We start from the raw sequence: 13,956 nt of genomic DNA, 5'->3' as shown, positions 1-13,956 counted from the left end.
GCCCGGCCGTGACCGGCGCCGATCACGCACCGCGTCCGGGCGGGGCCGCGCGGGTCCGGCCGGCTCCCAGCCGCCGCCCCCGCCGCTCCCAGGGACCTGCCGGAACCCCGCGCCAGCCTGGCCGCGTGAAATTCACCAGGAGACCCCGAGAGGGTGCTGACTCGACATCGGCGGACCCGCGCGTGTTCGCCAGGCTCGGCCGGATGGTGGTGGGGCACCCCTGGCGCGTGATCGCGGTGTGGGTCGTGGCGGCGGTCGCCGTGATCGCCCTGTCCCCCGGCCTGCCGACCAGCAACGACGAGAGCGACTTCCTGCCCGGCCACTACGAGTCGGTCAGGGCGCAGAAGGTGCAGGACGCGGCGTTCCCCGACACCTTCACACCGGCGGCGGTCGTGGTCGTCGGCCGCGCCGACGGGCGCCCGCTGACGGCCGCCGACTCGGCGCGGGTCGCCGGGATCGCGCGGTCGGCGCGGGACGCGCACCTCAAGGACGTCGCCGAGCTGGTGCCGGGGCCGCCGTCGCCGAACCGGCTCGTGCAGACGATCGCCGTCCGGATGCCGTCGGACGTCGGCACCGAGACCCCCGAGGCGGCGGACGCGGCGCACGCGCTGCGCGGCGAGCTGAAGCGGCTCACCGCGGGCACGGGGCTGCGGGCGCGGACGACCGGCGCCGCGTCCGCCACGCTGGACGACCGGGAGTCCAGCGGCGACGCCGACCTGCTCGTCATGCTCGCCACGCTGGTGCTGATCCTGGTCCTGCTGCTGGCGATCTTCCGGAGCCCGGTGACCGCGCTGCTGCCGATCGTCGTGCTGGCCGTGCTGTCGCAGGTCGCCAACGGGCTGATCGCCGCGACCGTGCGGGCGCTCGGGCTGCGGGCGGACTCCTCGGCCTCGCAGCTGCTCATCGTGGTGCTGTTCGGCGTCGGCACCGACTACATCCTGTTCCTGATGTTCCGCTACCGCGAGCGGCTGCGCGCGGGCGACGACCCGAAGACCGCGATGGTCGGCGCGCTCACCCGGGTCGGCGAGGCGATCACCTCGGCCGCCGGGGTGGTGATCATCGCGTTCCTGGCGATGACGCTGTCGACGCTGTCGCTGTTCCGCTCCTGGGGGCCGTCGCTGGCGATCGCCGTCACCGTCACGCTGCTGGGCGGCCTGACGCTCGTCCCTGCCGTGGTCTCCCTGCTGGGCACGAAGGTGTTCTGGCCCTCCAAGGCGTGGCGGCGGGAGCCGGAGGCCGCGCGGTTCGCGCGGGTCGGCGCGTCGCTGGCGCGGCGTCCCGCGCTGTACGCGTCGGTCGCCGGGGGGATCCTCGCCGTCCTCGCCGTGGGGTCGTTCGGGTTCAGGCCCGACTTCGACCTCGCGGCCGGGGCGCTGCCGTCCTCGGCGGAGTCGCGGGTCGCGCTCCAGGACCTCCAGAAGGGCCTGCCCGCCGGGGCGACCGACCCGACCCACGTCTACCTGACCGGCCGCAAGCTCGACCGGGCGGCGCTCACCCGGTTCGGCGACCGGCTGAAGGCCGTGGAGGGCGTCGGCGAGGTCGCGCCGCCGCAGGTCAGCCCAGACGGCGGGACGGCCGGGTTCGCGGTCGTGTTGTCCTCGGCGCCCGAGTCCGCCCGCGCGCTGGACACCGTGCGGGGCCCGCTGCGCCGCACCGCCCGCCAGGCCGCCCCCGAGGGGACCGACGCGCTGGTCGGCGGCAGCACGGCGGTGTTCGTCGACATCCGCTCCGCGATGAACCGGGACTACTCGATCGTGTTCCCGGCCGCCGCCGCGCTGATCTTCGTGGTGCTGGCGCTGCTGCTGCGCAGCCTCGTCGCGCCCTGGTACCTGCTCGCCTCCGTCGGGCTCGGCTTCGGCGCGACGCTCGGCGCGTCGGCGCTGCTGTTCCAGCAGGTCGGAGGGAAACCGGGCCTGCTGTTCCACCTGCCGCTGATCATGTACATGTTCGTCGTCGCGCTCGGCACCGACTACAACATCCTGATCATGGCGCGGCTGCGGGAGGAGGCCAGGGAGGGCGCCGCGCCGCGGCCCGCGCTGGCCGCCGCGATCCGGCACACCGGGCCCACGATCGGCGCCGCCGGGCTGATCCTCACCGGGTCGTTCGCCGCGCTGATGCTCGCGGGCAACCAGGTCCTCGTCGAGGTCGGCTTCGCGATCTCGTTCGGGATCGCGGTCGCCGCGTTCGTCATGGCGCTGTTCGTCACGCCGGGGCTGACCGCGCTCATCGGGCACCGCGCCTGGTGGCCCGGCCACGGCGACGCGCCGCCCGCCGACCGCCCGGCGCCGGTCCCGGCGGGCCGGCACACGCCCTAGTCTCAGGATCATGGAGGAGAGCGCGCGGCTTCTCGTGGTGGACGACGAGCCGACCATCCGCGAGCTGCTGGCGGCGAGCCTGCGGTTCGCGGGGTTCGCCGTGACCTCCGCGGCCACCGGCGAGGAGGCGGTGGCCGCGGCGGCGCGCGAGCGGCCCGACCTCGTGCTGCTGGACGTGATGCTCCCCGACCTCGACGGCTTCTCGGTCATCGCGCGGCTGCGCGAGCGGGGCGGCCCGCTGCCGGTGCTGTTCCTCACCGCGCGGGACGCCCCGTCCGACAAGGTCAGGGGGCTCACGGCCGGGGGCGACGACTACGTCACCAAGCCCTTCGACCTGGAGGAGCTGATCGCGCGTATCCGCGCCGTGCTGCGCCGCAGCGGCGGGCCCGAGGGGCTGCTCACCGTCGCCGACCTGAGCCTGGACCCGGCGTCCCACCAGGTGCTGCGGGGCGGGGCGCCGGTGCGGCTGTCGCCCACCGAGTTCCGGCTGCTGCGCTACCTGATGGAGAACGCGGGGCGGGTCCTGTCCAAGCCGCAGATCCTCGGACGGGTGTGGGAGTACGACTTCGGCGGCGACGCGAGCATCGTCGAGTCCTACATCGGCTACCTGCGCCGCAAGGTCGACGCGGGCGAGCCGAAGCTCATCCACACCGTCCGGGGCGTCGGCTACGTGCTGCGGCCCCCGCCCGCCTAGCGCCAGGTCAGGGCGGGCCAGGGCCGGCCTTCCGGGCCGGTTCGGCGCGCAGGGCCTCCGCGCGGGCGGGTGTGACGGCCGTGCCCGTCGGGAAGGCGTCCGTGGCCCAGGCGCCGCCGAGCCGCACCGTCCGGCGGTGCGGCTCCATCCCGTCCGCGGCGGCGGCCGCGTTCCCCGGCCGCTGCCGCCGCCTCCCCGCCCCGGGCACGGTCAGCCCTTCACGCAGATCAGCTGGCGCAGGTGGGCGACGACCTCGACCAGGTCGGACTGCGCCGCCATCACCGTCTCCAGGTCCTTGTAGGCGCCCGGGATCTCGTCGATGACGCCGCCGTCCTTGCGGCACTCGACGCCCTTCGTCTGCTCGATCACGTCCTCCACCGTGAAGTTCTTGCGGGCCTTGTTGCGGCTCATCAGGCGGCCCGCGCCGTGCGAGGCCGAGTTGTAGGCGGTCTCGTTGCCGAGGCCGCGCACGATGTAGGTGCCGGTCGCCATCGAGCCGGGGATGATGCCGAGGTCCCCCGCGCCCGCGCGGATCGCGCCCTTGCGGGTGACGAGCAGCTCGGCGCCGTCGTAGGTCTCCTCCGCCACGTAGTTGTGGTGGCAGGAGATGACCTCGTCCCACTTGCAGCGGTTGTCGCCGAACCGGCGGGTCACGACGCCCTGCGCGAGCGCCATCATGACCGCGCGGTTGCGGCGCGCGTACTCCTGCGCCCAGAACAGGTCGTGCCGGTAGGCGTCCATCTTCGCGGTGCCGGTGAGGAACACCGCGAGGTCGTTGTCCGGCAGGTCCTGGTTGTGCGGGAGCTTGCGGGCGGCCTCGATGTGGTGCTCGGCCAGCTCGTTGCCGATGTTGCGGGACCCCGAGTGCAGGACGAGCCAGACCGCGCCGTCGTCGTCCGCGCACAGCTCCAGGAAGTGGTTGCCGCCGCCGAGCGTGCCCATCTGCTGGCGGGCGCGGCCGAGGCGGGCGCGGACCGCCGGGTGCAGGTCCTCGAACGCCTTCCAGAAGTCGTACCAGCCGCGCTCCTTCAGGTTCGGCAGCCCCGAGGGGTCCACCGCCTGCTTGTGCGAGCCGCGCCCGACCGGGATCGCCCGCTCCAGGCGGTGGCGGAGGCCCGAAAGGTCGTCCGGCATGTCCTCGACGGTGAGCGAGGACTTCGCGGCGGTCATTCCGCAGCCGATGTCGACGCCGACCGCCGCCGGGGAGACCGCGTCGCGCATGGCGATGACGGAACCGACCGTCGCGCCCTTTCCGTAGTGGACGTCGGGCATCACCGCGAGCCCTTCCACCCAGGGCAGGGCGGAGACGTTGCGGAGCTGGTCGAGGGCGAGATCCTCGACGGTGCCGGGGTCGGTCCACATCCGGATCGGAACGCGGCCGCCCTTCAGAGTCTGGTACGGCATGCCTTCTCCTTCTGACGGGTGACCGAACCGAGGTATATAAGGCCAGAAATCAGGGGCGCGTTTCAAAGGGTTTTTCCGCTGAATACCCTCGGCATTCGAAAAAAGGCGTCCGGCGGGGCGGCGGTCAGGAGCGCCGGCGCTCGGTGAACCCCAGGTGGTCGAGGTGGCGCAGCAGCGCGACCGCCACACGGCGGCTCGTCGCCAGGGCGTCCCCGGCCTGGCCGGGCGTGAACGGCTGCGGCAGCGCGGACAGGATCCGCAGCGCCTCCCGGTCGGCGCCCGGCAGCAGGACGACGCCGTCCCCGAGGCGCAGCACGGCGCCCGCCCGCTCGGCCGCGGCGAGCGCGCCGCCGGTCAGGCCCAGCTCGGCGAGCCGCTCGGCGGCGGGCGCGTCGAACGGCGCCCGGGACAGCTCGGCGCGCAGCCGCTCCACGGCCGCAGCGATGCCGGGCGGCATGGCGCTCCGGGCCGGGGCGGCGGGGCCGTGGACGCGCCCGCCCTCCAGCCGCAGCGGCGGCCGGACCAGCGCGGCGGCCAGCCGCCGGGACGGCAGCCCCAGCCGCAGCCGGACGGTCTCCAGCGGCACGCCCGGCGCCCGCGGCCGCTCGGTGGCGTGCCGGGCCACCTCCTCGCCGAGGCGCTCGCGCAGCGACGCCCAGTGGCCGGGGTCGGCGAGCCAGCCGTCGTCGGGCACGACGGCGTCCGGCGGCGGCGCGCAGCCCATCGGCTCCAGCTCGGACCGGCGGAGCACGCCGTGCCGGGCCAGAATCACCGCGCCGCCGGGGCGGTCCGGCCAGGACGCCAGCTCCCGCGCCCGCGCCGCCGCGTCCCCGCGCCGGACGAGCGGCGGCGGGCGGACGTCCAGCACGCTCACCCCCGCGACGGTGCGGCGGGCGGGGTCGCGCAGCAGCCCGGTGTCGCCGACGTGCAGCGCGAGGCGCGCGTTCAGCGTCAGGCGGGCGGTGTCGGGGCCGAGCGGCCGCAGCCGCACCGGGACGGCCGCCGACCCGAGGTGCAGGATCATCTGCCGGGCGAGCCGCCCGGACGCCTCACCGAAGCGGGTGCGGACGTCGACGCAGGCGGTGAGGGTCCAGCGGCCGGGGGCGACGGCGGCGGTCACGGCGGGCCCCGGGGCGCCGCCGCGCAGGGACAGCGTGACGCGGGCGAACCCGCGCGCCCGCGCGGAGGGCGCGAAGGGCCGGGCGCGGGGCCCGCCGCCGCTCTCGACCGCCTCGACGCGGGCGCGGCCGCCGGAGGGCAGCAGGACCAGCTCGTCCCCGGGCCGGACCGTCCCGCCGCCGAGCGTGCCGGTGACGACGGTCAGGCCGCCGTCGCTGTCGGCGTGGTCGGCCCACAGCCGCACCGGCGCGTCCGGGTCGGGGACGGGCAGCCGCGCGGCGAGCCGGTCGAGGGCGGCGGCCAGCTCGTCCAGCCCGGCGCCGGTGACGGCGCTGACCGCGACGGCCTCGACGCCGCCGAGCGCGGTCCCGGCGAGGCGCTCGCGGGCCTGCCGCAGCACGAGCCTCGGGTCGGCCAGGTCGGAGCGGGTGACGGCGAGCACGCCGTGCCGGACGCCGAGCGCGTCGAGCGCGGCCAGGTGCTCGGCCGACTGCGCCGTCCAGCCCTCGTCGGCGGCGACGGCGAACAGCACGGCGGGCACCGTCGCGGCCCCGGCGATCACGGCCGGGACGGACCGTTCCCCGCCCGGGACGTCGATGAACCCGATCCGGCCGCCCGCGGGCGGCCCGGCACCGGCGCTGCCGGGCCCGGCGGGGTCGCGGGCGGTGAGCGCGCGCACGAGAGCCGACTTTCCGTGCCCGGCGTGCCCGGCGGTGACGGCTAGGTGCATCGGCGCCGTGCCGGACGGGGCGGGAGGGCGGCGCGGGGATTGCGCGGACGAGGGTCCGCGGGAAGGTCCACGGAAGGTAACCCTAAGGACGGCGGGGGCGGTAGCGAAAGCGGATCGGGACCGCACGGTGAGATGACACATCTCACCGTGCGGCGGGCGGCCGGGCGCGGCGCCGGCGACCGCCCAGGTCAGCCCGTCCGGCGGGCCGCCGCCGCGTCGAGCCGGTCGCGGTGGGCCTCGAAGTCGTCCAGCATCCGGTGGACGAGACCGGCGAGCTGCTCGCGCTCGCCCGGCGACCACTCCGCGAGCGCGCCCGCCACCCACCGCCGCCCGGCCGCGCGGATGCACTCGAACGCCTCCAGCCCCGCGTCGCTCAGCTCGACGCGGTAGGCGCGCCCGTCGCCGGGGTCGGGCACCCGGCGCACGTAGCCCACCCGCTCCAGCCGCTGGATCTGTCGGGTGACGTGCGGCGCCTCGACGGCGAGCCGGGCCGCCAGCTCGCTCGGCCGCATCGGCGCGTCCGCCTCGGCGAGCGTCCGCAGCAGCGGGACGGCGGCCCGCTCGACCGGCACCCCGGCCTCGGCGACGAAGCGGTCGTGCTGGCGGGTGCGGGTGAGCATGTGCGCGACGCGGGTGAGCGCCCGCTCGATCTCGACGATGTCCTTCGCGGATTCGTTCGCGGAGTCGCTCGCGGAGCCCCCCGCGCTGCCCCTGGGGACCGATGACGGCATGTGACTCATCCTACGATGCGATTACTTAACTTAAGTAAGTATAGTTGGCGCGTGCCCACCCGCACCCCGCGCCGATCCGCTTGGAGGTTCCCCATGACCGGCGTTCCCACCACGACCGCCGCGCCGCCCGGCCAGGACGTCCGGCCCGCGCACACCGGCCTCACGCTGCTGGCGCTGGCCGTCGCCGGGATGGTGGTCTCGGTGCAGCAGACGCTGGTGATCCCGCTGCTCCCCCAGCTCATGCGGCACTTCGACGCGTCGGTCACCGACGTGACGTGGGTGTTCACCGCCTCGCTGCTGGCCGGGGCGGTCGCGACCCCGCTGCTGTCGCGGTTCGGCGACATGTACGGCAAGAAGCGGATGGTGCTGCTCACGCTCGCCCTGCTCGTCGCGGGCTCGGTGATCTGCGCGCTGTCGGGCTCGCTGGCCGTCCTCATCGCCGGGCGCGCGCTGCAGGGCGTCTCGTCCGCGCTGATCCCGCTCGCGATCGGCATGATCAGGGACACCTTCCCGGTGGCGCGGATCACCACCGCGATCGGCATCGTCAGCGCCACGATGGGCGTCGGCGGCAGCATCGGCATGATCGTGACCGGGCTCATCGCGGACCGCACGTCGAACCACCACCCGGTGTTCTGGATCGCGGCCGGGCTGGGCGCCGCCGCGCTGGTGCTCATCGGGGCCACCGCGCGCGACGTCGGGGCCCGCGCGGGCGGGCGGCCCGACATCGCGGGCGCCGCCCTCCTCGCCGCGTGGCTGGTCTGCCTGCTGCTCGCGATCAGCCAGGGCAACGCCTGGGGCTGGACGTCGGCGGGCGTCCTCGGGCTGTTCGGCGCGGCGGCCGCGCTGTGCGCCGTGTGGACGGCGGTGGAGCTGCGGGTGCGCGACCCGCTCGTCCGGCTGGGCCTGCTGGTCGGGCCGCGGTCGCTGTCGGCCAACCTCGCCTCGGCGCTGCTCGGCTTCTCGATGTTCGCCGCGTTCACGCTGATCTCGGGGTTCGTGCAGTCGCCGTCCGCGAGAACCGGGTACGGCCTGGACGGGTCGGTGCTGGACGTCGGGCTCTACATGCTGCCGAGCACCGTCACCATGCTCGTCTTCTCCGCCCTCGCCGGCCGGATCTCCGCGCGGATCGGCCCCGCCCACACGCTCGCGATCGGGTCGGCGTTCGCCGGGCTGAGCTACCTGTGGCTCGCGCTGTCCAACTCCCACTCGTGGGACATGCTCGCCTTCAGCGCCATCCAGGGCGTCGGGTTCGGGATCGCCTACGCGGCGCTCGGGACGCTCGCCGTCCAGCACGTCCCGATGAGCCAGAGCGGCATCGCCAGCGGGATCAACTCGCTCGTCCGCACCACCGGCGGCAGCGTCGCGGGCGCGGTCACCGCCTCGATCCTGGCCGGGCGGGTGCTCGCGGGCACCGACGTGCCGACGCTCGGCGCCTACGAGCTGTGCTTCTGGATCGTCGCGGCGGGCGCCGCGCTGGCCGCGCTGGTCGCCGTCGCGCACGGGCTGCGGCACCCCCACCGGACGGGCGGCTGACCTCGCCCGGGGCCGGGCCGCGACGGATCGTGGCGGCGCGGGGCCTTGACGAACGGCACCCGCGCCATGCCCTATAGGTGTGCGCCCCGAAAACGCGGATTGGGGCCAGGGGACCGCACCGGGAGGACGAAATGGGCGCCTACGCGGCCGCGTACGAACGCAGCATCGCCGATCCGACCCGTTTCTGGGGGCTGGCCGCGCGGGACGTCCGCTGGCTCGTCCCGCCCGACCGCGTACTGGACGACGGCGCGCCCCCGTTCTACCGCTGGTTCACCGGCGGCGAGCTGAACACCTGCGACAACGCCCTGGACCGGCACGTGGAGGAGGGGCGCGGCGACCGGCCCGCCCTCATCTACGACAGCCCCGTCACCGGCACGGTCCGCTCCTACACCTTCCGGGAGCTGACCGGCCTGGTCGCCCGGTTCGCCGGGGCGCTGCGCAAGCAGGGCGTCGACCGGGGCGACCGCGTCGTCATCTACCTGCCGATGGTGCCCGAGGCGGTCGTGGCGATGCTGGCCTGCGCCCGGCTCGGCGCCGTCCACTCGGTGGTGTTCGGCGGGTTCGCGGCGCGCGAGCTGGCCGCCCGGATCGACGACGCCCGGCCGAAGGCGGTCGTGTCGGCGTCCTGCGGCATCGAGGGCGACCGGGTCGTGGCCTACAAGCCGCTGCTCGACCAGGCCCTGGAGCTGGCCAAGCACAAGGTGGAACGGTGCGTGATCCGCCAGCGCGAGCAGCTGCACGCCGACCTCGTCCGCCCGCGCGACGTCGAGTGGGACGAGGCGGTCGCCGAGGCCGAGCCCGCCGAGTGCGTCCCGGTCGCCGCGACCGACCCGCTCTACATCCTCTACACCTCCGGGACGACCGGGCGGCCGAAGGGCGTGGTCCGCGACAACGGCGGGCACGCGGTCGCGCTGCGCTGGTCGATGGAGAACGTCTACGGCATGGGGCCGGGCGACGTGTTCTGGGCGGCGTCCGACGTCGGCTGGGTCGTCGGCCACTCCTACATCGTGTACGCGCCCCTGCTCACGGGCTGCACGACCGTCCTGTACGAGGGCAAGCCGGTGGGCACGCCCGACGCCGGCGCGTTCTGGCGCGTCGCCGCGCAGCACCGCGTGAAGGCGCTGTTCGCGGCGCCCACCGCCATCCGCGCGATCAAGAAGGAGGACCCGGAGGGCGCCCTGCTCGCCGGGCACGACCTGTCGGCGCTGGAGACCCTGTTCCTCGCCGGGGAGCGCCTGGACCCCGACACCTACCGGTGGGCCTCCCGCGTGCTCGACCGGCCCGTCGTCGACCACTGGTGGCAGACCGAGACCGGCTGGCCGATCGTGGCGAACCCGCGCGGGCTGGAGCCGATGCCGATCAAGGCGGGGTCGCCGTCCCTGCCCGTCCCCGGCTACGACGTGCGCGTCCTCGGCGACGACGGCACGCCCCTCCCGCCCGGCGTCGACGGCGACATCGCGCTGCGGCTGCCGCTGCCGCCCGGCACGCTGCCGACGCTGTGGCAGGACGACGAGCGCTTCGTCGAGTCCTACCTCACCCGGCACCCCGGCCACTACCTGACCGGCGACGGCGGCCACGTCGACGAGGACGGCTACGTGTGGGTCATGGGCCGCACCGACGACGTGATCAACGTGGCCGGGCACCGGCTGTCGACCGGCACGATGGAGGAGGTCATCGCGGCGCACCCGGCGGTCGCCGAGTGCGCGGTGATCGGCGTGCGGGACGCGCTGAAGGGGCAGGTGCCGCGCGGCCTGGTCGTGCTGAGGAGCGGCGTGCTCGCCGAGCCCGGGGAGCTGTCGGCCGAGCTGGTGCGGATGGTGCGCGAGCAGGTCGGGCCCGTCGCCGCGCTCCGGGAGGTCGCGGTCGTGCCCGCGCTGCCGAAGACGCGGTCGGGCAAGATCCTGCGGGGGGTGATGCGCGGCCTCGCCGACGGGCAGGAGGTGAGCGTCCCCTCCACGATCGAGGACCCGGCCGTGCTGGAGGGCCTGCGCGCCGTCCTGCGCCCCTCCGACGCCCGGGAGTAGCGCGGGGAGGGCGCTGGGAGGGCGTGCGGAGGGCCCGGTCAGCGGGTGCCGGACGTCGGCCAGAACATCGCGACCAGGTACACGCCCACGGCGGCGAGCGCGATCTGGAAGAGCGTCTCCCAGTAGTCCCAGCCGCCGCTCTCCAGCCCGACCAGGTGGGACAGTCCCGTCCCCGCGAACGCCGCGACGACGCCGACCGCGATCATGAGCCAGACCGGCATCGTCGGCCGCCCCGGCGCGATCAGCCGTCCGAGCACGCCCACGGCCGCGCCCAGGACGACGGCGGCGAGGCTCCCCCCGATGGTCATGTCCGCTCCTTCCCCCGTCCGAGCCCTACCCGCTCCGCGATCACCGACACGACCTGCGGGAACGCCCGTGCGGGTCAGCGGACGCGGAGCGCGCGGCGGCCCTGCGCGACCAGCTCCCCGATCACCGGCGCGCCGGGCACCTCGCCCGCGACCAGCAGCCCGCCGGAGGTCTGCGCGTCGGCGAGCAGCAGCCGCTCCTCCTCGCCGATCCGGCCGAAGTCGGTGTGCGGGGTCACCCAGGCCAGGTTGCGGCGGGTGCCGCCGGGCACGAACCCGTCCCGGACGGCTTCGCGCGCACCGTCCAGGTACCGCACCGCCTTCGCGTCGACGACCGCGGTGACGCCGCTGGCCCGCGCGAGCTTGTAGAGGTGGCCGAGCAGCCCGTGCCCCGCGACGCCGGTGGCGCAGCGGACGCCGCGCTCCAGCGCCGCCAGCGCCGCGTCGGCGTTCAGCTCGGTCATCGTCTCGACCGCGTGCGCGAACACCTCGCCGGTCGCCTTGTGCCGGGCGGCGAGCACGCCGAGCCCGAGCGGCTTGGTGAGCGACAGCGGGACCCCGGCGCGGCCCGTGTCGAGCCGCAGCGGGCGGTCCGGGTCGGCGGTGCCGGTCACGGCCAGGCCGTACTTGGGTTCGGGGTCGTCGATGCCGTGCCCGGGCGCGACCGGGCAGCCCGCGCGCTCCGCGACGTCGCGCCCGCCGCGCACGGCCTCGCGGGCCAGCTCCATCGGGAGCGCGTCGCGCGGCCAGCCGAGCAGGTTCAGCGCCATCAGCGGGACCCCGCCGACCGCGTAGACGCCCGAGAGCGCGCTCGCGGCGGCGACGCGTCCCCAGTCGTAGGCGTCGTCGAGCACGGGCGGGAAGAAGCAGGCGGACGACACGAGCACGCGCCCGCCGGCGCGGAGCACGGCCGCGTCGTCGGCCCCCGTGCCGTCCAGCAGGTCGGCCGCGGGCCCGCCGCCGGTGAGCCCGGCCACCACGCGCTCCAGCTCGCCCGGGGGGATGGTACTGGCGCCACCGCCGCCGTGGGCGTACTGGGTGAGGCGGGCGGGCGGGACGATGCGGGTCACCCGGAAATTTAACGCACAATCATCTCAAATGATCAAGAAACGGACGGTGCGTGCGCCGTCACCCCGGGACCGGTCCTGATGGCGGCTAGGATCACCCGCGGAGGCGGGAGAGCGCCTGGTGGCCTTCACGATCTTCAAAATCGATGGTCCCGGGGACCCCGGGACGGCGGGTTCGATTCCCGTACGCCTCCGCCACCAGCCGGGATCATCATACGTGGTGATCATCACGCGGGCGTAGCGTGAGGGGATGAGACGGCGCAGGATCGCCTACGGGATCATGATGGCGGTGTGCCTCACGCTGTTCGTCCTCGCCTGGGCGGTCGTCCGGCGGTTCTCGCCCGGGGCGGCGGTCGCGATGTCGGTCGTGGCGATGGTGATCCCGCCGTTCGCGGCGGTGGTGGCCAACTGGAACATCGACCGCACCGACCGGCGGGACTGAGGGGCACCGGCACGGCGGCGGCACGGAAGCGGCACGGTACGGAAGCGGCACGGCACGGAGAGGGGCCTGATGGCGGGTCCGGGGGTACCGGAGGTCCTGGACCTGGCGGGGATCTTCGTGTTCGCCGTGTCCGGGGGCCTCGCGGCCGTGCGGCAGCGGCTGGACGTCGTCGGCATGGTGGTGCTCGCGGAGATCACCGCGCTCGGCGGCGGGATCCTGCGGGACCTGCTGATCGGGGCGGTGCCGCCCGCCGCGTTCACGAGCCTCGGGTACGTGCTGGTGCCGCTCGCCGCGTCCGCGCTGGTGTTCTTCTGGCATCCGCAGGTCACCCGGCTGCTTCCGGCGGTGCTGCTGTTCGACGCGGCGGGGCTCGGGCTGTTCTGCGCCACCGGGACGCTGAAGGCGCTGGAGCACGGGCTGTCGCCGCTGCACTCGGTGCTGCTCGGCGTGGTCACGGCGGTCGGTGGCGGCGTCCTGCGGGACATGCTGGGCGGGCAGATCCCCTCGGTGCTCTACGACCGGCAGCTCTACGCGCTCCCGGCGATGCTGGGGGCGGCGGTGATGGCCGTCGCGTACACGGCGGACCTGCACGGCGGGGCCGTCACGGCGGGCGCGGCGGTGCTGGCGACCGGGCTGCGGCTGCTGGCGATTCGGTACGGGTGGCGGACGCCGCGTCCCCGGGGCGTCCCCGACTGACCCTCCGCGGCCGCCTCTCCTCCGCGTCCGGCCAGGGGACTTGTTCGTTACTCTCCCGTTCCGGGGGTAACGTCACGGTCATGGGGCGGATCACCGTGCGCAGGCCCGTGCTGAGGCTGAGCACCACAGGAACGGGCGCGCGGCGGCCCGACACACTCGCGGTCGAGGAGCCTCTGGAGATCCGTGTGGCGGGCAAACCGCTCACGATCACGATGCGGACCCCCGGGCACGACTTCGACCTCGTCGCGGGGTTCCTGGCGGCCGAGGGCGTCATCGCGGACGCGGCGGACCTGACCGCGATGCGCTACTGCGCCGACACCGAGGAGCAGAACACCCTCGACGTGGCGCTGGCGCCGGACGTGCCCGCGCCCGACGACTCGATGACGCGCGCGTTCGCCACGACCAGCGCGTGCGGGGTCTGCGGGAAGTCCAGCATCGAGGCGCTGCGCGCCGACCGCCCCTACGAGGTGGCGGACGACCCGGTGCGGCTGACCCCGGGGGTGCTGGCGGCGCTGCCGGAGCGGCTGCGCGAGGCGCAGCGCGTGTTCGACCGGACGGGCGGCCTGCACGCGGCGGGCCTGTTCGACGCCGCCGGGACGCTGCTGGCGGTCCGGGAGGACGTCGGGCGGCACAACGCGGTCGACAAGGTCGTCGGGTGGGCGCTGCGCGCGGGGCTGCTGCCGCTCACCGGGCACGTGCTGATGGTCAGCGGCCGGGCGTCCTTCGAGCTGACCCAGAAGGCGGCGCAGGCGGGGATCCCGGTGCTGGCGGCCGTGTCGGCGCCGTCGTCGCTGGCGGTGGACCTGGCGTCCGACACGGGCATGACGCTCGTCGGGTTCCTGCGCGGCGACACGATGAACGTCTATTCGGGCGCCGAGCGCATCATCCGCTGAACG

Annotated in this window: 13 protein-coding genes and 1 tRNA gene; 8 read left to right on the top strand and 6 right to left on the bottom strand. The window is 75.3% G+C overall.

The features are described 5' to 3' along the window. The first annotated feature begins 182 nt into the window (after positions 1-182). Together KLI87_RS27030 and KLI87_RS27025 are read left to right on the top strand one after the other, a co-directional pair. Complete coding sequence (locus KLI87_RS27030) at positions 183-2,315, top strand: MMPL family transporter (RefSeq protein ID WP_214619206.1); 2,133 nt, start codon at positions 183-185, stop codon at positions 2,313-2,315. 10 nt (positions 2,316-2,325) lie between these two features. Then, complete coding sequence (locus KLI87_RS27025) at positions 2,326-3,009, top strand: response regulator transcription factor (RefSeq protein ID WP_156216816.1); 684 nt, start codon at positions 2,326-2,328, stop codon at positions 3,007-3,009. A gap of 7 nt (positions 3,010-3,016) precedes the next feature. Here the strand turns inward: KLI87_RS27025 and KLI87_RS27020 are convergent, their stop codons facing one another. From KLI87_RS27020 to KLI87_RS27005, 4 genes are all read right to left on the bottom strand, one after another. Continuing rightward, positions 3,017-3,217, bottom strand: a complete 201-nt coding sequence (locus KLI87_RS27020) for a hypothetical protein (RefSeq protein ID WP_214619205.1) — start codon at positions 3,215-3,217, stop codon at positions 3,017-3,019. Between the two features lie 2 nt (positions 3,218-3,219). Beyond that, entirely contained in the window at positions 3,220-4,413 is a 1,194-nt protein-coding gene (locus KLI87_RS27015) for an RtcB family protein (RefSeq protein ID WP_214619204.1), read from the bottom strand. Positions 4,414-4,537: 124 nt separating this feature from the next. Continuing rightward, a complete protein-coding gene (locus tag KLI87_RS27010; RefSeq protein ID WP_214619203.1) occupies positions 4,538-6,262 on the bottom strand; it encodes a SelB C-terminal domain-containing protein in 1,725 nt (574 codons plus the stop codon). A gap of 188 nt (positions 6,263-6,450) precedes the next feature. Next, positions 6,451-6,993, bottom strand: coding sequence for a MarR family winged helix-turn-helix transcriptional regulator (locus tag KLI87_RS27005; protein ID WP_156216819.1), 543 nt, complete (start codon positions 6,991-6,993; stop codon positions 6,451-6,453). Positions 6,994-7,086: 93 nt separating this feature from the next. On the opposite strand from KLI87_RS27005, the gene KLI87_RS27000 reads away from it, so the two are divergent. Both KLI87_RS27000 and KLI87_RS26995 read left to right on the top strand, forming a co-directional pair. Continuing rightward, the gene (locus KLI87_RS27000; protein WP_214619202.1) at positions 7,087-8,526 is read left to right on the top strand and encodes an MFS transporter; all 1,440 of its coding nucleotides are present in this window, start codon (positions 7,087-7,089) and stop codon (positions 8,524-8,526) included. Positions 8,527-8,657: 131 nt separating this feature from the next. Then, the gene (locus tag KLI87_RS26995; RefSeq protein ID WP_214619201.1) at positions 8,658-10,550 is read left to right on the top strand and encodes a propionyl-CoA synthetase; all 1,893 of its coding nucleotides are present in this window, start codon (positions 8,658-8,660) and stop codon (positions 10,548-10,550) included. A gap of 38 nt (positions 10,551-10,588) precedes the next feature. Here KLI87_RS26995 and KLI87_RS26990 read toward each other — a convergent pair whose 3' ends face one another. Beyond that, positions 10,589-10,858, bottom strand: a complete 270-nt coding sequence (locus tag KLI87_RS26990) for a GlsB/YeaQ/YmgE family stress response membrane protein (RefSeq protein ID WP_156216822.1) — start codon at positions 10,856-10,858, stop codon at positions 10,589-10,591. A gap of 74 nt (positions 10,859-10,932) precedes the next feature. Continuing rightward, entirely contained in the window at positions 10,933-11,925 is a 993-nt protein-coding gene (gene selD / locus KLI87_RS26985) for a selenide, water dikinase SelD (protein ID WP_308166200.1), read from the bottom strand. A gap of 99 nt (positions 11,926-12,024) precedes the next feature. Here selD and KLI87_RS26980 point away from each other — a divergent pair. From KLI87_RS26980 to fdhD, 4 genes are all read left to right on the top strand, one after another. Beyond that, a tRNA-Sec gene (locus KLI87_RS26980) sits at positions 12,025-12,120 on the top strand. Between the two features lie 52 nt (positions 12,121-12,172). Next, entirely contained in the window at positions 12,173-12,364 is a 192-nt protein-coding gene (locus KLI87_RS26975) for a DUF3099 domain-containing protein (RefSeq protein ID WP_156216823.1), read from the top strand. 69 nt (positions 12,365-12,433) lie between these two features. After that, on the top strand, positions 12,434-13,060 hold the full coding sequence (locus tag KLI87_RS26970) for a trimeric intracellular cation channel family protein (RefSeq protein WP_156216824.1): 627 nt from the start codon (positions 12,434-12,436) through the stop codon (positions 13,058-13,060). An 80-nt stretch (positions 13,061-13,140) separates the two neighbouring features. Continuing rightward, positions 13,141-13,953 (top strand): formate dehydrogenase accessory sulfurtransferase FdhD, encoded by an 813-nt coding sequence (fdhD, locus tag KLI87_RS26965; protein ID WP_214619200.1) that lies wholly within the window; start codon positions 13,141-13,143, stop codon positions 13,951-13,953. Positions 13,954-13,956 lie beyond the last annotated feature (3 nt).

It is taken from the genome of Actinomadura sp. NEAU-AAG7 (assembly GCF_018603865.1).
GTDB classification, from domain to species: Bacteria; Actinomycetota; Actinomycetes; order Streptosporangiales; family Streptosporangiaceae; genus Spirillospora; species Spirillospora litoris.
Note: the sequence above shows the minus strand (reverse complement) of the source record. Positions and strands in the feature narration are given on the sequence as shown.

What these genes read in the sequence shown, in the direction of transcription:
- KLI87_RS27010 (WP_214619203.1), bottom strand. Translation starts at nt 6,262, where the DNA reads ATGCACCTAGCCGTCACCGCCGGGCACGCCGGGCACGGAAAGTCGGCT.
- fdhD (WP_214619200.1), top strand. Translation starts at nt 13,141, where the DNA reads ATGGGGCGGATCACCGTGCGCAGGCCCGTGCTGAGGCTGAGCACCACA.
- KLI87_RS26990 (WP_156216822.1), bottom strand. Translation starts at nt 10,858, where the DNA reads ATGACCATCGGGGGGAGCCTCGCCGCCGTCGTCCTGGGCGCGGCCGTG.
- KLI87_RS26975 (WP_156216823.1), top strand. Translation starts at nt 12,173, where the DNA reads ATGAGACGGCGCAGGATCGCCTACGGGATCATGATGGCGGTGTGCCTC.
- KLI87_RS26970 (WP_156216824.1), top strand. Translation starts at nt 12,434, where the DNA reads ATGGCGGGTCCGGGGGTACCGGAGGTCCTGGACCTGGCGGGGATCTTC.
- KLI87_RS27025 (WP_156216816.1), top strand. Translation starts at nt 2,326, where the DNA reads ATGGAGGAGAGCGCGCGGCTTCTCGTGGTGGACGACGAGCCGACCATC.
- KLI87_RS27005 (WP_156216819.1), bottom strand. Translation starts at nt 6,993, where the DNA reads ATGCCGTCATCGGTCCCCAGGGGCAGCGCGGGGGGCTCCGCGAGCGAC.
- KLI87_RS27015 (WP_214619204.1), bottom strand. Translation starts at nt 4,413, where the DNA reads ATGCCGTACCAGACTCTGAAGGGCGGCCGCGTTCCGATCCGGATGTGG.
- KLI87_RS27000 (WP_214619202.1), top strand. Translation starts at nt 7,087, where the DNA reads ATGACCGGCGTTCCCACCACGACCGCCGCGCCGCCCGGCCAGGACGTC.
- KLI87_RS26995 (WP_214619201.1), top strand. Translation starts at nt 8,658, where the DNA reads ATGGGCGCCTACGCGGCCGCGTACGAACGCAGCATCGCCGATCCGACC.